The 18,045-nt window shown below is 76.0% G+C and carries 11 protein-coding genes, 1 tRNA gene and 1 pseudogene; 7 read left to right on the forward strand and 6 right to left on the reverse strand.

What is annotated here, in order from left to right; translation table 11 throughout:
* Nucleotides 1-112: 112 nt before the first annotated feature.
* Nucleotides 113-1,519 carry an NAD(P)/FAD-dependent oxidoreductase gene (locus O7628_RS01545; RefSeq protein ID WP_278127785.1) on the reverse strand — a complete coding sequence of 469 codons (1,407 nt, stop codon included), beginning with the start codon at nt 1,517-1,519 and terminating at the stop codon, nt 113-115.
* A gap of 333 nt (nt 1,520-1,852) precedes the next feature.
* On the opposite strand from O7628_RS01545, the pseudogene O7628_RS01550 reads away from it, so the two are divergent.
* Nucleotides 1,853-2,044: pseudogene (locus O7628_RS01550) on the forward strand (transposase family protein); the annotation flags it as partial.
* A gap of 534 nt (nt 2,045-2,578) precedes the next feature.
* Here O7628_RS01550 and O7628_RS01555 read toward each other — a convergent pair.
* Nucleotides 2,579-2,662, reverse strand: a tRNA-Leu gene (locus O7628_RS01555).
* Nucleotides 2,663-2,896: 234 nt separating this feature from the next.
* On the opposite strand from O7628_RS01555, the gene O7628_RS01560 reads away from it, so the two are divergent.
* The 5 genes from O7628_RS01560 (at nt 2,897) to O7628_RS01580 (ending at nt 12,810) form a co-directional block, all read left to right on the forward strand.
* Nucleotides 2,897-5,155: a tetratricopeptide repeat protein gene (locus O7628_RS01560; protein ID WP_278127786.1), complete on the forward strand. Its 2,259-nt coding sequence runs from the start codon at nt 2,897-2,899 to the stop codon at nt 5,153-5,155.
* A gap of 154 nt (nt 5,156-5,309) precedes the next feature.
* Entirely contained in the window at nt 5,310-7,943 is a 2,634-nt protein-coding gene (locus O7628_RS01565; RefSeq protein ID WP_278127788.1) for a fibronectin type III domain-containing protein, read from the forward strand.
* A 27-nt stretch (nt 7,944-7,970) separates the two neighbouring features.
* The gene (locus O7628_RS01570) at nt 7,971-8,990 is read left to right on the forward strand and encodes a MoxR family ATPase (RefSeq protein WP_278127789.1); all 1,020 of its coding nucleotides are present in this window, start codon (nt 7,971-7,973) and stop codon (nt 8,988-8,990) included.
* A 14-nt stretch (nt 8,991-9,004) separates the two neighbouring features.
* Nucleotides 9,005-10,180: a DUF58 domain-containing protein gene (locus O7628_RS01575; RefSeq protein WP_278127790.1), complete on the forward strand. Its 1,176-nt coding sequence runs from the start codon at nt 9,005-9,007 to the stop codon at nt 10,178-10,180.
* A gap of 2 nt (nt 10,181-10,182) precedes the next feature.
* Complete coding sequence (locus O7628_RS01580) at nt 10,183-12,810, forward strand: transglutaminaseTgpA domain-containing protein (RefSeq protein WP_278136175.1); 2,628 nt, start codon at nt 10,183-10,185, stop codon at nt 12,808-12,810.
* A 497-nt stretch (nt 12,811-13,307) separates the two neighbouring features.
* Here O7628_RS01580 and O7628_RS01585 read toward each other — a convergent pair whose 3' ends face one another.
* The 4 genes from O7628_RS01585 to O7628_RS01600 all read right to left on the reverse strand — a co-directional run bounded on the left by O7628_RS01585 (nt 13,308) and on the right by O7628_RS01600 (nt 17,158).
* The gene (locus O7628_RS01585; protein WP_278127791.1) at nt 13,308-14,099 is read right to left on the reverse strand and encodes an SDR family oxidoreductase; all 792 of its coding nucleotides are present in this window, start codon (nt 14,097-14,099) and stop codon (nt 13,308-13,310) included.
* Complete coding sequence (locus O7628_RS01590) at nt 14,096-15,079, reverse strand: LLM class F420-dependent oxidoreductase (RefSeq protein WP_278136177.1); 984 nt, start codon at nt 15,077-15,079, stop codon at nt 14,096-14,098. The genes O7628_RS01585 and O7628_RS01590 overlap by 4 nt, the downstream gene beginning before the upstream one ends.
* 489 nt (nt 15,080-15,568) lie before the next feature.
* Nucleotides 15,569-16,252: a maleylpyruvate isomerase N-terminal domain-containing protein gene (locus tag O7628_RS01595; protein WP_278127793.1), complete on the reverse strand. Its 684-nt coding sequence runs from the start codon at nt 16,250-16,252 to the stop codon at nt 15,569-15,571.
* An 18-nt stretch (nt 16,253-16,270) separates the two neighbouring features.
* Nucleotides 16,271-17,158, reverse strand: a complete 888-nt coding sequence (locus O7628_RS01600; RefSeq protein WP_074474224.1) for a phosphatase PAP2 family protein — start codon at nt 17,156-17,158, stop codon at nt 16,271-16,273.
* Between the two features lie 85 nt (nt 17,159-17,243).
* Between O7628_RS01600 and O7628_RS01605 the strand changes: the two genes are divergently transcribed.
* Nucleotides 17,244-18,035, forward strand: a complete 792-nt coding sequence (locus tag O7628_RS01605) for a DUF3159 domain-containing protein (protein ID WP_278127798.1) — start codon at nt 17,244-17,246, stop codon at nt 18,033-18,035.
* Nucleotides 18,036-18,045 lie beyond the last annotated feature (10 nt).

The raw sequence follows: 18,045 nt of genomic DNA on the forward strand, positions 1-18,045 counted from the left end.
TCGCGCAGTCGGCACGTCCGACCTCCACGGCAGGCGCAGACCTGCCGTGCCCGGCGGGCCCGCGTCCGGCGCGGATCGTCGAGGCCAGGGGGAAGAGCGACCTTTGCCGAGTTCAGGGACGTGGCTCACGGACCCGCTCGAGGCCGAGCTGCGGGCTGGTGACGAGGCGGTAGTCAGCCGACTCCGCATCGGAGAGAGGGTTGCCGCGAACCGGGGTGAAGTCGGGCCCAGTGGAGTCCGGTGCGCGTACGGCCCGCAACTGCACCCGCACCGCCTCCTCCCGCAGTCGATCGGTGATGACACGGGTGGACGAGTTGGCTGCCTCACGCAGGTCGGAAAGGCCACCGATGATCTCCGCGAAGGAACGGGACGAAACGCCTTCCTCCGCCTGTGCGGGTTGCTCGTCTCCGATCAACCGGTCGGACGTGAGGAAGAAGCCGTCCTTGCCGAGATAGCGCTCGTACATGATGCTCACCAGCGCAAAGAGACGCATGTACGCACGACGGTAGGCAAACTCGAAGAATCTGAGTGCCTCGGTTTCGCTGACCTCACCACGGTCCACCGAAGCGACGCACGCGGCCGCAGTCAAAGCACTGTAGAGCGCGAGATGCACGCCGGTGGACAAGAGCGGATCCAGGAAACACGCCGCGTCACCCACGATCGCGTAACCTGGCCCGCAGAACTGATCCGCGATGTACGAGTAGTCGGTCTCGACCCTCGTGCTACCGACGAACGCCGCCCCTGCGGTCAGGCCCGCCACGGTCGGCGATGCCGCGATCAGGTGCCGGTACAGTTCATCCGACGACGGGTGCTCGCGACGATCACGGGCGAAGGCGTCCTTGGTGGTGACGTAACCGATGCTCATCCGCCCGCCGGCCAGCGGAATCACCCAGTACCAACCCTCTGGCGAGGAAATGATGTTGATTCCTCCGGTCGGCGTTTCGGGCAGTAGGCTGGCACCGGTCCAGTAGCCCCAGATGCCGACGTTCCGCAGATTGCTCAGCGGCTCACGGTTGCCGAAGTGACGGGCGCTGAGCAGCCCGTTACGCCCGGTGGCGTCAATCAGGAAGTCGAAATCATCTATGGTGAACGACTCACCGCCCTCCGGGGAGCACTCCACGGCCACTGGTCGGCCGTCGGCAAACCGCACCGACCGACCGGTGACGCCGGTGGTGACGGCAACCCCGTTCTGGCGGGCGTGCTCCAGCAGCAGCGCGTCGAACTCGCTTCGATCCACCTGCCATGACTGCACCCCGGACTGCTCGTGCCAGTCGAACGCCCACTGGTCGTCATCCCAATGGATGACGCCTCCGTTCTTCTTCACGAAACCGTAGTCATCGACTATCTTCGACAAGCCGATCGCATCCAGCACCACCCGGCACGACGGCGTGAGCGACTCACCCACGTGGTATCGCGGAAAGTGGGCGCTCTCGATGAGCCGCACGTCGAGTCCGGCCTGGGCCATTGCCGTCGCCGCAGTGCTCCCAGCCGGACCACCACCGATTACGAGAACCTTCATGTCACCGCCACCTTCCCGTTCTGGCCGTGGATCGGGTCGTCGACGAGGCGCGGGCCGTCAGCCCCGGCGGCAAACCCATACCGACGGCCGCACGCGGGCGGCGACGAAGTCGATGGCGAACCAAGCGACACAGGCGTTCCCCATCCTCGCACGACAACGATAGACGCTCGTGCATGAGCATGACATCGACCACCGCCTAGGTCCACAAAGGAGCGAAGAACCAGATTATTTTTATGTTTCCATGCTGTGAACGGGCTGCCAGGTGCCGTGGCCGACGTGGACGCACGGTCGGGCAGGACGCGATCCCGCCCGGACCGACCACGACATGAACGTATCCGTATCCGCCATATCCGTCGCCGGTCCCGGTGGCGACGCCTCGACTCCGGCCGGCAAGCCCTGCTCGCACTGGCCGACCTGCGCAACGGCGACACCCCGACCCGCCTGGCCGCCGGATTCGAGATCGGCGTCACGACGGCCTGGCGTCATGTCCGCGAGGCCATCGAGCTGCTCTCGGACTATGCGGACGCAAGATGCAGAGCCACCAGGCACATGAGGCCGCTTACTGCCGGTGCCGGTACCCCAAACGAGTACGCCCTCGCCAACCACGTCCAGCACACGCGCAACGTCTACGTCGCCGAGCGGAACATCGTGCCCGCGCTCGACAACCGGCCCCTCAAGGCGTTCGCCCCGCACCGGCTCACCGATACGATCTGCCGGCTCCACGCCGCCAAACCCAACGCCGGCCCCGGCTTCGTCGCTCCGGATATCGTCGCGGCGAGCAAGATCATTGCCGCGTGCGACGCCAACCTCGTTCAGTACCGCGCGATCGCAGACCATCCCCCAACGCAACAACGCAGCACGAGAACCTGCTCCCCGCCGCCTCACCGAAAACGACATTCGAAGCCTCGTCGGCAGCTTCGACGACGTCCGCAACACCCCGCGCGACGCCCGGAGCAGCATCTACCGCGAGCTACGCCTCGCCCTCAACTACAGCCCCGGCCAAAACAAAATCAGCGTCGAGGCTAAGCCTGACGCTGATTACTGTAGGGTAACTGTACGTGTCCGAGGGGGGACTTGAACCCCCACGCCCTATACGGGCACTAGCACCTCAAGCTAGCGCGTCTGCCATTCCGCCACCCGGACCTACTCGCCCAGCCTACCGTGTCGCCTGAAGGGGTTTTCGCTGCCCTCCGGTCGACCCGGCGGGCCGCACGGGGGCTTACTTTACACAACCCTCGTGGATCATGCACATCACCCTTGGACCACGCCGACCGCCCAGCTCAGCGGCGACGACGGCCGGCTCGGAGGCGTCGCCGGGCGATCATGGCCGACCCGCCGGGTGGCGTCGGGCCGCCCTCTGCGGGCAGCATGGCTGACGTGTCACAGCCCTCTCCCCTGGCCGCACTTCAGCACCGGGCGCTCGCGCTGCGCGCCGCCGGCGACGTCGCGGGCGCGTGCCGGCTGTTGGCCGACGCGATCGACCCGCTGCGGGCCAGCTTCGGCGAGGACCATCCGGAGGTCCTGGGCACCGCTCACCTGCTCGCCCGGCTGCACCGGGAGGCCGACGACCCGGCCGCCGCGCGGCGCGTACTGGAGGGGGCCCTCGCGGCCGGCGAGCGCCGGTGGCATCCCGCCGACCCGCTGATGCTCGCGTTCTCGTTCGACCTCGCCTCGGTCGCCGAGGAGCTGGGCAACCGGCACGAGGCCCGCCGCCACTACTCCCGGGTGGCCGACGCCGGGCCCGCCGTGCTCGGTGCCGACCACCCGGCGGTGCAGGCGGCCCGGCACTATCTCGGGGGCGCGGGGCCGGGCACGACGCCGCCTGTTCCTCCCGCCCCGCCCGCCCCGCGCGCGGCCGCGCCACCCGGACCGCCGACGCCGCGCGATTCGACCACGTCCCCGCTGCCGTTCCCGCGCCAGCCGCCGCTACCGCCGCCGGTGTCCGGCCCGCCGCGGCAACCGCCGCCGCCCCCGCCCCGGATCCCGGCGCCGTCCCGGTCGCCGGAGTTCGTCGCCCCCGCCCCGCACGCGCCGGGGCCGCCGCACCCGGCGACCGCGTCGGGCGCACCGCCGGTTTCGCCGGTGTCCTCGACCCCGGCGGCTGCGACGAGGCCCGTTTCCGGTGCCGACGCGCCGCCGCAGCCGGTCTCGCCGTGGGCTCCGCAGGCGGCGCCACCGGCGCCACGGATCCCGGCTCCCCCGCGCCCCGGGCCCGGCAGGCGGGGCGGGCCGGTGCCGCACCCGCCTGCGCCGAGCGCCACGCCGAACCCGCCGGGCCCGCGCGCGCCCGCCGAGCCGGGGCCGCAGCCGTCGTCGCCGCCCGCGCCGGCGCGCGGTTGGGACGAACCGACCATCCAGGTACGGCAGCTCGATCCCCTGCTGCGGGAGGAGGCCGCCCGGCAGGAGGGCCTCCGGGCCGCGACCGAACCGGGCGGCGACGCCTCGTCGGCCCCGACGACCGGAGCCCCTCCCGTGGGCGCTCCGCCGACCAGCGGGCCCGTGAGCGGAGCGCCCGTCAGCCGCACGCCGGTCAGCGGCGTGCCCGTGAGCGGCACCCCCGTCAGCGGCACGCCGGTCAGCGGCACCCCCGTCAGCGGCACGCCGGTCAGCGGGTCGCCCGTGCCGCCGTGGGGCATGACCGCGCCGCCCTGGGGCCGGGTCTCGCCCTCGCCGTCGCCGGCCGAGCCCGTCGACGACGGACTCTCCGCACCGGGCGGCGCAGGCCACTCGACGGCCGACGGCACGGCCCTGCCGCCCCTCGGGCCCGCTCCCGGGCGTCCGGCCCCGGTCGGGCCCGGACCGGACGCCGCACCGGCACCGCTGGCGGCACCGGCACCCGCACCCGCACCGCAGCCGCAGGCGTTCCAGGACCCGTCGAGGGCACTCGGCCCGGGCCACGGGGCGGCGCAGCCGGACGCGTCCCCGCCGCCGCCCGCACCCGACCCCCGGCCGGCGGCCCGGCCCCACCGGCCGCCGTGGCCCGGGCGGGAAGCGGTCGAGGCGGGACCGGTCGGCCCCGGGAGCGCCCAGGCCCCGCCCGCACCGGCGGCAGCGGACTGGGACGGGCAACCGGGGCGGGACGGGCAGCCGGGGCGGGACGGGCCGGCTTGGCCCGAGCGGGGTGGCGGGGGGCCCGACGACGATTACCCGTCCCCGCGCGAGGCGTGGCAGACGACGTACCCCGAGGAGAAGCAGGCCGGGCGCGGACGGGTGCTGGTCGTCGTGGCCGTGGTGGCGGCCCTGGTCGTGCTCGCGGTCGTGGTCGGCGTCGCGGCGCTGGTGCTCGGTCGCGCCGCGGGGCCGCCGCCGACCACGACGCCGTCGGCGGCGGCCGGGCCGACGGTGGACGGTCCGCCGCCGGGTGACCTGGAGCTGCGTGACGACAGCAGCACGATCACCCTGACCTGGACGGACCCGTCGGCCGGCGCGGTGCCGTTCATGGTGGCCGGTGGCCGGGCCGGGCAGAAGCTGGGGGTGATGGCCACGGTGGACCCGGGGCAGACCAGCTACACGGTGAACGGGCTGAACGCCCGGGTGGACTACTGCTTCACGGTGCTCGCCGTGTACTCGACCGACGCGTTCGCCACCTCCGGGCAGGTGTGTACGCAGCGGGAGCGGACCGCCACGCCGCGCTGAGCCACCGTCCACAAGGCGTGCACGCTGGGTGCGCGCGGGCCGACGGTGCGGGTTTCCCCTGTCTCAGGGTGGTCATATGATGGCACCCGGCTCACGGGAGGGTCGCCAATGGACGGCGCTCACCTGCCACGACGACACGGGGAGGCAGCCGCTTGTGGCCACCATCGACGACGCCGTGAGCACGGGGCCGGGTGCCGCCCGCCGCCGGCGCTGGCGCGGTGGCCTCGTCACCGTCGGCACGGTGTCCGCGCTGCTGGCCGCGATGGGCCTCACCGTCCTCGGGTTGGGCGCCGCCGACAACGCGGTGGCCAACTACGACGCCAGCAGTTGGCTGTGGAGCGCGGCGCGCAGCGAGCTGGCGCGGGTCAACGGCGTGACGGCGCGGGTGGACACCCGGGTGGAGGTCCCCGACGCGCGGCGGCACCCGGTGCAGGTCGTCCAGACCGACCGGCTGCTGATCCTGCGCGACCTGAACACCGGGCAGGTCAGCTCGCTGGACCTGGCCACCCTCCAGATCACCGCCAGCACCCGGACCACCCCGGGGCTGGGCGTCAACGTGGCGCTGCACTCCGATGCCGCGTTCGTGGTGGACGCCGTGCAGGGCGTCGTCCGGCAGCTCGACCCGCGTTCGCTGGCCCCGGTGGGCGAGCCGGTGCGCTACCCGCCGGGGATCACCGGCGGGGCGTTCGACGGCGAGGGCCGGCTGTGGGTCGCCGTGCCGGCCGAGGGCACCGTCTCGGCGGTCACGGCGGCGGAGTTGCCGTCCGAGCCGGGCCCGGCCGCGCCGCCGGGCGGCGGCATCTCGCCGAAGCGGGTCGAGACGTACGAGGTCGCCGAGCCCAGCCACGAGCTGATGGTCTCCACGCTTGACGACGGCGTCGCGGTGCTCGACCGCACGGCCGGCGCGCTGGTGCGGGTGCAGCGCGGCGAGGTGGTCCGCACCCCGCTGACGATCGCCGGGCCGGGGGCGCTGCCGACGCGCACGAGCGGGCCGAAGGTGCCGGTGACCGTCGCCGGCGAGCGGAAGGTGCACGTGATCGGCGCCGGCGGCGAGGAGCGGCAGTTCACCGTGCCGGGGCGGGGCGACGAGCTCAGCCCGGCCGTGGCGTGGGCGGACCGCTTCTACTGCGCCGACGAGTCGACGGGCACCGTCTACTCCTTCGACGCCTCCGGCCAGCTCGTCGACACGATCGGCGGCAAGGGCTCCACCGGCCCGCTGGAGCTGGAGGTGCGGGAGAACCGGCTGTTCATCAACGCGCCGGACTCGTCGACCGCCCGGGTGGTCGACGACAAGCACCGGGTGCGCGAGGTCAACAAGTACGCCAACGACGTGCTCGGCGGCGACCCGCCGCCGGTGCCCCCGCCGCCGCCCCCGCCGAAGAAGCCGAAGGTGGGCAAGCCGAGCGCGCCGCGCAGCGTCACCGCGTCGGCCGGCAACGCGCGGGCCCGGGTGAGCTGGCGGCCGGCGGCCGCGAACGGCGCGGAGATCATCCGGTACGTGGTGGAGGGCGCCGGGGAGCGCCGCGAGGTGGGGGCCAACCAGCGGTCGGTGGAGGTCACGGGCCTGACCAACGGCGAGACGTACCGGTTTTCGGTGCACGCGGTCAACGCCAAGGGCGACGGCCCGGCGCGGTCCAGCAATCCGGTGACGCCGACCGCGGCGGTGCCGGACCCGCCGTCGGGCGTGACGGCCGAGGCCCGGCCCGACGGCACGGTGCTGGTGAAGTGGCCGGCGGCGAACGGCCAGGGCAACACCATCGCGAAGTACGCGGTGACGGCGACCTCGGCGGGCGCCAACGCGCCGGCCGGCGAGTCGACGAAGACCGAGCTGGTGGTGCCGGCCGGCGAGCTGGACTACGGCACGCAGTACGCGTTCACGGTCGTGTCGGTCAACGACCGGGGCGCCGGGTCGGCGGCGTCCCCGGTGAGCAACAGCGTGGTGCCGTTCGCCGCGCCCGGCGCGCCGGTCGACCTGCGGGCGACGACGGTGGCGAACCGGCCGGGCACCGTGGCGGTGCAGTGGTCGCCGGCCGCCGCCAACGGCCGGCCGGTGACGAAGTACCTGGTGGCGGCGGGCGGCCGCAGCAGCGAGGTGACCGACACCCGGGCCACGGTGGACGGCCTGGGCGACGGGCAGAGCGTCACGGTGACGGTGCAGGCGGTCAACGAGGCGGGCCCGGGCGAGGCGGCGACGGGCACCGCCCGCACGGTGGCACCGCCCCGGGTCACGGTCACCGGTTCGTCGGCGACGGCCACGGCGGTCACGGTGAACTTCACGGTGGACGCCGGTGGCGGGCAGGCCACCTGCACGGTCAGCGTCCCGGGCGAGAAGCCGGTCACGGCCGGCAACTGCGCCAGCGCGACCGTGCCGGGGCTGACGCCGGGCACGGCGTACACGGCGACGGTGACGGCGAGCAACGCCGCCGGGGCGGGCACGGCGAGGCGGGCGCAGAGCACCGACCCGCTGTACGGGGTCGCGACGTGCAACAACGGCCCCGACGGCGACCAGCGGACGTACTGCAACAAGGACGTGGACGGCCGCAACGGCAACGAGATCTTCTCCGTTCCCCAGCAGGACAACGACAAGCAGGTCGGCTGGGCCCGACCGGGCACCCGGTTGCAGGCGTACTGCAAGCGGCAGGGCGAGAGCGTCGACTCCTGGATCTACAACGACCAGAAGCAGAGCAGCTGGTGGGTGCGGGTCGAGTTCGAGGGGAAGAACTACATCCCGTGGGCCTGGCTCAACCTCGAAGGCGGCGACAACATCAACGTCCTGCCGACCTGCTGACCGGCCCACCAGGCAAGGAGCACCGCCGTGAACACGCACGAACCGCTCACCCAGCCGGAGGTGCAGGGCTTCGCGGCCCTCGCCGCCCGGCTGGCGGAGAACGTCAACTCGGTGGTGCTGGGCAAGCCGCAGGTGGTCCGGCTGGCGTTGACGGCGTTGTTCGCGCAGGGGCACGTGCTGTTGGAGGACGTGCCGGGGGTCGGCAAGACCACCCTCGCGCGGGCGATCGCCGCGACGGTGAAGGGTCGGTGGCGGCGCATCCAGTTCACCCCGGACCTGCTGCCCTCGGACGTGTCGGGGGTGACCATCTTCAACCAGGCCACCCGGGGTTTCGAGTTCCACCCGGGGCCGGTGTTCGCCAACATCGTCATCGCCGACGAGATCAACCGGGCGTCGCCGAAGACCCAGTCGGCGCTGCTGGAGGTGATGGAGGAGCGCACGGTCACGGTGGACGGGGTGCGGCATCCGGTGCCGCAGCCGTTCCTGGTGGTGGCCACGCAGAACCCGGTGGAGATGGACGGCACCTACCGGCTGCCGGAGGCGCAGCTCGACCGGTTCCTGGTGAAGCTGTCCGTCGGGTATCCCGACGAGGCGGTCGAGGTGGAGGTGCTGCGCGGGGCGACGGTCCGCTCCCCCGAGGCGCTGCCGGCGATCACGGACACCGACACGGTCGGTGAGATGGTGCGGATGGCCCTGCGGGTGCACATCGCCGAGCCGCTGTACGCGTACGCGGTCCGGCTGGCCGCCGCGACGCGGGGTCACCCGCAGGTGCGGGTGGGGGTGAGTCCCCGGGGGGTGATCGCGCTGACCCGCGCGGCGTGCGCGTACGCGTTGATCGACGGGCGGGGCTGGATCATGCCGGAGGACCTGAAGGCCCTCGTCGAGCCGGTGTTCGCGCACCGGCTGCTGCTCACCTCCGACGCGCAGGTGCGCGGGGTGAGCGCCGCCGAGGTGCTGCGCCAGGCGGTCGCCTCGGTGCCGGTGCCGCTGCCGTCGGGCCAGGTCGCCCCGGCCCCGTCCCCGGCCTCGCCCCTGGTGCAGGGCTGAGGCGGCTGCGGGGCGTGGGAATCACCGCCCGGGGCGTCGGGCTGCTCGTAGCCGCGGCGGTGCTGCTCGGTGCCGGTTTCCGGTTCGCCTACCCGGAGTTGGCGCTGCTGGGCGTGGCGGCGGCGGGGGCGGTGGGGTATGCGCTGCTGGTGGCGTTGTGGCGGCCCCGGCTGGAGGTGACCCGGCGGGCGGACCCGGACCGGGTGTCGCGGGGCGATCCGGCGCGGATGGTGCTGACGGTGCGCAACGCGGGGCGGCTGCGGACGGCGAACCTGCTGGCGGAGGACCGGTGCGGCGACCGGACGGTGCCGGTGCCGGTGCTGCGGTTGCGGCCGGGGCGGGACACGACGGTCGACTACGACGTGCCGACGGACCGCCGGGGGGTGGTGCCGGTCGGTCCGCTGCGGGTGACCCGGCGCGACCCGTTGGGGCTGGTGGCGTTGGCGCGGTCGTACTCGTCGGTGGTGCCGGTGTGGGTGCATCCGCGGATCCACCCGCTGACGGCGGTGCCGACGGGGGCGGGGCGCAGCCTCGACGGCCGGGTGGACGGGGTGCCGCAGGGTTCGATCACCTTCGACTCGCTGCGGGAGTACGTGGTGGGCGACGAGCTGCGCCGGGTGCACTGGCGCACCAGCGCCCGGGTGGGCGAGCTGATGGTGCGGGAGAACGTCGACACCAGCCTGCCCCGGATCGTGGTGCTGCTGGACAACCGGGCGAGCGCCCACCCGGGCCGGGATCCGGAGTCGTTCGAGGCGGCGTGCGAGGCGGCGGCATCGGTGGTCGCGGCGGCGCTGCGCGCCGACCTGCCGGTGTCGTTGCTGCTTGTCGCGCCTGAGGGGCTGGCCACGCCGGAGGGACCGGCCGGGGAGGCCACCGGTGCGGGGATCGGGCCGCTGGACCGGCTCGCCGCCGCCCGGCTGGACACCGGGGACGCCACCGCGGCGTTGCGGGCGGCGGCGACCCGGCTGCGCCGGGACCGGCTCGGCGACACGTTGGTCTTCCTCACCGGGCCGGGCGGCCGGGGCGAGCTGGGGCACCTCGGCGCGCTACGCGGGGCGTACCCGTCGGTGGTGGTGGGGGTGTTCGGGGCGGCGGAGCCGACGCCGGCCGGCGCGACGGGGATGGTCGTCGTCGACGCCGCCGACGGGGCGGCGTTCGCGGCCGAGTGGGACGGGGTCCGCCGGTGGTGAGGGTGTGGCGGGTGTTGCGGGCCGCGCCGCTGCCGCTGGCGCTGGTCGCGCTGGTCGCGCTGACCGGGGTGGCGCTCGGCCGGGTGTACGCGGGCGGGCTGCTGACCCGGCTGGTGGTCGGCGCGGCGGTCGGTTCGGTGCTGGTCAGCGTGGCCGCCCGGCGGCTGCCGTCCTGGCTGGTCGCCCCGCTGTCGGTGGCCGGCCTGGCCGGTTTCACGGCGTGGTCGCTGCGGGTGTCGGCCGACGCGGCGGGGCTGCCGGGCTCGCTGGCCGAGGTGGCGGCGGACGCGGCCCGCAACGGCATCCCCCGGCTGCTGACCGCGATGATCCCGGTGGAGCCGACGCCGGACACGGTGCTGGTGCCGCTGGTCGCGGCGTGGCTGGCCGGGCTGGCCGGGGCGGAGGTGGCGCTGCGGGCGGGCCGGGTGCTGCTGGGCTACCTTCCGCCGGCGCTGCTCTACGCCGGGGCGGTGTACGTGGTGGGGCCGAACGCGGACCCGGCGGTGTGGCCCACGGTGGCGTTCGCGGCGGTCGCCGCGCTGGGGCTGGCGGTGCCGTCCGGGCGGCCGGGCCCGTCCGGTCCGGACCCCACGGCCGGGTTGCCGCCCGGGGTGCGGGCGGCCGTCCGGGCCCGCCTCGCCGCCACCGCGGCCGCCGGCCTCGTCGTGGTGGTGGGGCTGGCGGCCGTGGTCGGGCCGGTGGTGGCGGGCCGGGTCGACGAGCGCCCGGTGGACCCCCGCCGGTACGTGGAGCCGCCGCAGGTGGAGTCGCTGGACGAGAACCCGCTGATCCGGATCTCCGGCTGGGCGTTGAATCCGCAGCAGAAGCTGCTGGACGTGGCCACCGAGCGCCCCGACGCGCCGACGGGGGCACCGGGTCCGGCCGGTTCTCCCACCGGCCCGCCCGGTGCCACCGGGAACGCCGCCGGGGGCCGGTCGGTGCGGATCCGGCTCGCGGTGCTCAGCGACTACGACGGGGCGACCTGGCGGGTCGGCGCGACCTACCGCAACGCCGGCCGGATCCTGCCGGCGGCGCAGCCCGCGCCGGGGGCAACGGTGGAGACGGTCCGGCAGGAGATCACCGTGGCGGACCTGAGCGGGCGGCTGCTGCCGGCCGTGGCCACCCCGCGTGAGGTCGGCGGGGCCCGGGTGGCGTACGACCCGCTGACGGGGACGCTGATCCGGCCGGAGGGGCTGACGCCGGGGCTGCGGTACACGGTCACGTCGGCGGCGGAGCGGCCCGACAACAACCTGCTCGCCACGGCGGACGTGCCGGCCGGGGACGAGGTGGCCCGGGTGCTGCGGGTGGCCGACGGGGTGCCCGACCCGATGCGCCGGCTCGCCGCCCAGCTCGCCGAGGACAACGGGGCCCCGTACGCGCGGGCGGCGGCGATCGAGCAGTTCCTCGCCGAGCACTACCGGGTGGTGGCGGACGCGCCGAGCGGGCACGCGTACCCGAATCTGGGCTTCTTCCTCTTCGGCCCACGCAACGGCGGCGGGCAGCGCGGCACGTCGGAGCAGTTCGCGGCGGCGTTCGCGGTGCTGGGCCGGCTGTCGGGGTTGCCGACCCGGGTGGTGGTGGGCTTCTCCTCCAGCGGCACCGGGCCGGTGCGGGCGGCCGACGCGTTCGCCTGGCCGGAGGTGCTCTTCTCCGGGCTCGGGTGGGTGGCGTTCGACCCGCTGCCCCGGCCGGACGACGAGCCGCGCCCGGTGGAGGAGGACTTCCGGCCGGCGCCGGAGGACCCGCCGCCGTCGGAGGTGCCCGAGCCGACCGTGGAGCCGACGCAGACGCCGCCGCCGCAGGCGGGGCCGGCGCGCCCGGTCGACTCGGGTGGGTTGTCGACGCCGGTGCTGGTCGGTGGCGGCGCGGGTGGCCTGCTGCTGGTGGTGGGGGCGGTGCTGGTGGCGCTGGCCGGGCTGCGCGGGGCGCGGTCGAGGAGGCGGCTGTCCACGGGCGACCCCGGCCAGCGGATCGCCGGCGCCTGGCGGGAGGTCACCGACGCGCTGCGGCTGGCGGGCCGGCCGGTGGGCGGGGACCTCGCCGCCACGGAGGTCGCGGAGCAGGCCCGCGCCGCCCTGGCCGACGCCCGCGCCACCCGCACCGCCGGTGCCACCCGCACCGCCGGGGCCGACCGCGAGGCCGGGGCCGACGGCACCGCCGGGGCCGACCGCGAGGCCGGGGCCGACGGCACCGCCGGGGCCGACCGCGAGGCCGGGGCCGACGGCACCGCCGGGGCCGACCGCGAGGCCGGGGCCGACGGCACCGCCGGGGCCGACCGCGAGGCCGGGGGCGACGGCACCGCCGGGGCCGACCGCGAGGCCGGGGGCGACGGCACCGCCGGGGCCGACCGCGAGGCCGGGGGCGACGGCACCGCCGGGGCCGTCACGCGCACGGCTCAGACCACCGCCGGTGCCGCCGACCCCGCCGCCGGTGCCGTGCCGCCCGACCTGGCGGAGCTGGCCGGGCTGCTCAACCAACTCGCCTTCGCGCCGGGCGCTGCCGCCGCCGAGCAGGCGGACCGGGCCGCCGCCCTGGCCGGCGAGTACGTCACCGCCCTGCGCGCCGCCCGCCCCTGGTGGCGCCGACTGCTCTGGTCGGTCCACCCGGGCCCCCTACGCTGGCGCCCCTGACCCGACCACCACGCACCACGCACCACGCACCACGCACCACGCACCACGCACCACGCACCACGCACCACGCACCACGCACCGGCGATCTTGCACTTGCGGCCCCCGGAAAGTCCATTTCGCCCCGTAACGCCTGGGCCGCAAGTGCAAGATCGCGGAGGCAGAGGGACGACGACGGGCGGTGCGGGCCGGGCCGGGTACCGAACCCGCGCGGAGCCGGCCCGCCCCGCCCGCGGCAGGATCGCGCTGCTACACGGATCGAGTGGCATCGGCGTCGCGTGGAGGCCACTCAATCCCGGATCGAGCGCGATCAAGACCGGCACGGCGGGCCACGGCGAAGACGCGGGCCCAGGCGGAGACACGGCAGCACGCGGAGACACGGCAGCACGCGGAGACACGGCAGCACGCGGAGATGCGGCAGCACGCGGAGCCGGCGAAGACGCGAGGACACGGACGCACGCGGAGACACGGACGCACGCCGAGCCGCGGCGGTCCTCAGGTCAGGCGCGGAGGCGGCGGACCAGTTTGCGGAGGCCGGCCTGCCAGCCGTCCGGGTCCTCGGCGCGGCGGAGGGCGTGCTGCGCGACCTCGGGGTGGGGCAGGATCAGGAACCGCTCCTCGGCCAGACCGGCGATCACCGCGTCGGCGACCCGGTCGGGGTGCAGCACCGCGCCGGAGGCGGCGATCACCCGCGCCCCGAGGTGCCCGGTGGCCAGCCCTTCGGCGAGCATCGGCGTGTCCACCCCCTGCGGGCAGAGCGCGCTGACCCGGAGGCCCTGGTCGCGGTAGGTGACGGCGAGCCACTCGGCCAGGCCCACCGCCGCGTGCTTGGTCGCGCTGTACGGGGCGTCGCCGACGGCGGTGAGCAGCCCGGCGGCCGAGCAGGTGTGCAGCAGGTAGCCCTGGCCCCGGGCCAGCATCCCGGGCAGCACCGCCCGCGTGGAGTGGACGTGGGCGAGCACGTTGACCCGCCAGGCCCGGTCCCAGTCGGCGTCGGCGGCGTCCAGCCCCGCGGCCGTGGCGATCCCGGCGTTGGCGCAGAACAGGTCGATGCGGCCGTACCGTCGCTCGGTGTCGGCCACCAGCGCGCGGACCTGGTCCTCGGCGGTGACGTCGAGGCCGGCGGCGTGGGCCACCGGGCCGACGGCCCCGGCGACGGCGCGGGCGGCGTCGGCGTCGAGGTCGGCCACCACGACGGCCGCCGCGCCCTCGGCGGCGAACCGGTGCGCGAGGGCCGCGCCGATGCCGCCGGCGCCGCCGGTGATCACGGCCACCCGGTCGGTGAGGTTCACGCCGGGCCCTCTCCCCCGGCGGGCCCGAGCCGGGCGATCAGGTCGGTCAGGGCCGCCGGGCCGCCGGCGGCCAGCTCGGGCGTGGGCAGCAGGGCCAGCACGGGTACGTCCACTCCGGCGTCGGCGTAACGGCGCACCTGGTCGCGGCACTGCTCGGGGGAGCCGTGCAGCACGAGCGCGTCGACGACCTCGTCGGGCACGGCGGCTGCGGCGCCCCGCCGGTCCCCGGCCGCCCAGGCCCGCCACACCGGGTCGAGGATCTCCGCCCGGCCCAGCCAGCGGTGGAACGCCGCGTAGGCGGGCACGGTCAGGTAGGTGGTGATGAGCCGGCGGCCGAGGGCGCGGGCGTGGCCGGCGTCGGAGGTGGGGCAGACGAAGATGCGGGCGACCACCTCGAACCCGTCGGGTCGCCCGCCCAGCTCGGCGACGGCGGTGGGCACGTCGTCGGCGGCCAGCCAGTTGAGGATCACCCCGTCGGCCTCGGCGGCGGCCAGCCGCAGCATGCCCGGACGCAGGGCGGCCAGCAGCAGCGGTGGCGGCACGGCCGGCGGCCGTTCCAGGGTGAACCGGCGCACCGCGAAGGTGTCGTACGCGCCGTCGACGGTCTGCCCGGCCAGGGCGGCGCGCAGGAAGCGCAGCACGTCCCGGGTGCGCCTGAACGGCTCGTCGAAGGCGACGGCGTTCCAGTCGCCCACCACCACGGGGGAGGACGCGCCGATGCCGAGGGCGAAGCGGCCGGGGGCCGCCTCGGCCAGCGCGGCGGCGCTCATCGCGAGCAGCCCGGGGCCCCGGGTGAAGGCGGGGGCGATGGCGGTGCCGAGGCGCAGCCCCGGCTGCCAGGCGGCGGCCAGCGCCAGCGGGGTGAACGCGTCGGCGCCGTTGACCTCGGACGACCACACGTCGGTGAAGCCGGCCCGGCGCAGGGCGGCGTAGGCGGCGGCGTGGTCGGCGAGCGGGAGGCCGCCCAGCGGCACGGTCATGCCCCATCGGTTCGTCACCGGTCGATCCTGCCCGCTGACCGCGGTCCCGGCAAGGGCGGCGGATCATGGCGGATGCGACGGATCCGGGTCGGGGCGGCGGGCCGGGGTGCTACGACTGCCGGGTGGAGCGGAACGACGGCGGGACTCGCTGAGCATGGCCGCCGGGGCGCAGCGGCCCCGCCGGTGGTGGCGGCGCGCGTCGGCGCCGGCGCTGGCGCTGCTGGCGGCCGTGCCGGTCCTGCTGCGCCTGGGCGACGCTGGTGTCGGCCGGCGCGGTGGCCGTGGCGCTGCTGGCGGTGGCGGTGGCCGACGCCCGGCGGGCCTGGGGCCGCCCGCCGGAGCAGCCCGCGCCGCCGTTCTGACTCCCGGCCGGGTTCCCGGGGGCAGGCGCGCGGCCCTGTCGGCCCTGCCGGCCCGGATGACGGGTCAGCCCGCCCCGGTGACGGGTCAGCCGCCGCCCCGGTGGCGGCCCTGCCGGCCCCGTGACGGTCAGCCGCCGAAGGCGAGCAGGCGCAGCCCGGCGGCGCTGAGCGCGGCCCGCTCGCCGTCGGTCAGCGGGTCCCGGCCGGTGGCCTTGCGGACCGTCGTCAGCCGGTCCCAGCCCAGGCCGGGCGGCACGGCCCGGCCGCCGGTCAGCAGCGCCGTGACGACCCGGGCCGCGGTCGGGGTCAGCCACGGCTCGCGGCCCAGGGCGGCGGCCAGGTCCAGGCCGTGCACGCCGACCTCGACCACCCGGGTCACCAGGAACTCGGTCAGGGCCATCGGGTCGCCGTGCCGGGTGCGGACCACCCGGTCGGCGCTCTGGCGGGCCACCGCCGCGTCGGCCGCGCGCCAGTCCCGGTCGAACGCGGCGGCGACCGCCGCCGGGCCGGTCGTCCCGCGGGCCTGTCGGCGGGCGCTGTCGACCCGGTCCCGGTCGACCTGCGGGGTGAACTTGGCCGCGCCGAAGTAGCCGGCGGCGTCCACCTCGGCGCGGGGCGGGGCCGGGGCGGCGAGCATGCCGGCGAGCCGGCCGGCGCCGGTGTGCACGTGGGCGACCAGGTCGCGCACCGCCCAGGGCGGGCAGCCGCTGGGCCGGTCCAGGTCGGCGGGGGCGAGGCCGCGCAGGACGTCGGCCAGCGCCGTGCACTCGTCGCGGAACGCCGCCCGCACCGCGTCGTGGGTCGTCGGCACCGGTCCCCTCCCCCGCCGTCAGCCCTTGACGCGGGGCACCAGGCGGTGCACGACGGCGAGCAGCAGCGCCGCCACCACGGCCATCGTCCCGGCGATGCCGGCGGCGCTGCCGGCGTAGGCGACGAACAGCGACCGCCGGCCCATCTCGTCCGGGTCGAGCTGGGGCAGGTCGACCAGCCAGGACAGGGCCAGCGCCGAGGCGACCACGGCGATCGCCCCGCCCAGCCCCAGCACGACGGCGGCGACCCGGTGCGCGTCGGCGGGCTCCACCTGGGCCTGTTCCCGCTGGGTGACCAGGAGCAGCAGCCCGGCCAGCGCCGCCCAGACGCCGACGACGAGGAACGCCGCGACGGCGTCGCTGGGGCGGTGCCAGCCGGCGGAGAGCGTGGCCACGCCGGCCACGGCCGCGTACGCGGTGCCGAGGTACGCGCCGAGCACCCGGACCGTGGTCGGGAGGACCAGGATCAGCGCGAGGGCCACCGACGCGGCCACGGTGGTGTGCCCGCTGGGCAGGCTGTTGCCGGCGGCGGCCCGCTCGGGGTCGATGCCGACGTCGGGCCGGACCAGGAAGTGCTTGAGCAGTTGGGTGGTCACGTTCGCCCCGGCGATGAGCAGGGTCGCCGTGATGGCCAGGGCGACCCGCCGCCGGATGAGCGCGATGAAGCCGATCACCGCCGTCGCGGCCAGCAGCGACAGCGCCGACATCGTGTTGAGGACGCGGTTAACCGGCTCGGCGATGCGGTCCTGGCCGATCCGGTTGCCGGTGAGGGCGACCGTGTCGAGCCACTGGCCGAGCTCGGTGTGCAGGGCGGCGCGCCACACCACGAGGAAGGCGGCTGTCTGGGCCAGGGCCAGCACGACCAACCAGACCGCCGTCCAACCCCTCGCCGTCGCGCGCACCCGCACACCGTAGCGGCACCCGCCGTAGCGGCACCCGGTGGCCCGCCGGGGCTCTACGGTTAGTTTGGGGTGGACGTACAGGAGGTTGCCGGTGACCGCCGCACCCGGGCCCGGAGGCCCTTCGCACCCCGTTCCGTCGCCGCCGCGAGACCGGCCCGAGTCCCTCGCCGACCTGCTCGGCGGGCGGCGCGGGGCGGTGGACGCCACCGCGCCGCCGGTGGCGTTCGCGCTCGGCTGGCTGGCCACCGGCCGTTCGCTGGTCGGCGGGGTGGCCGCCGCCGTGCTGGTCGGCACGGCGGTGGCGGCCTGGCGGCTGCGCCGGGGGGACCGGCCGCGGTCGGTGCTGATCGGGCTGCTCGCGGTCTGCGTGGCCGCGCTGATCGCGTTGCGCACCGGGCGGGCCACCGACTTCTTCCTCGTCCAGGTGCTGTCGAACGTGGCCAGCGCGCTCGCCTGGGTGGTGAGCATCGTGATCCGCTGGCCGCTGCTGGGCGTCCTCGTGGGGGTGGCGCTGCGGCAGCGGGGCCGGTGGCGGCGCGACCCGGCGCTGCTGCGGGCGTACGGGCGGGGCAGCTGGGTGTGGGCGGCGACGTACGCGGTACGGGTGGCGGTGTTCGTGCCGCTCTACCTGGGCGGGCAGGTGGTGGCGCTGGTGGTGGCGCGGGTGGCGCTGACCTGGCCGCTGGTGGCGTCCGCGCTGGCGGTGAGCTGGCTGGTGATCCGCCGGTCGCTGCCGGCCGGGCATCCGGGGCTGCGGCACCCCGTGACCGTGCCCGGCGCCGCGCCGGATCCGGGGACGGAACCCGGGACGAATCCGGGGACGGAACCGGGCGTGGGAACGAAAAGGGAGAGGCCGCCACGGGGGGAGCGGCCTCTCCGGTGACGTACGTTAC

Source organism: Micromonospora sp. WMMD956 (genome assembly GCF_029626125.1).
Classification (GTDB): domain Bacteria; phylum Actinomycetota; class Actinomycetes; order Mycobacteriales; family Micromonosporaceae; genus Micromonospora; species Micromonospora carbonacea.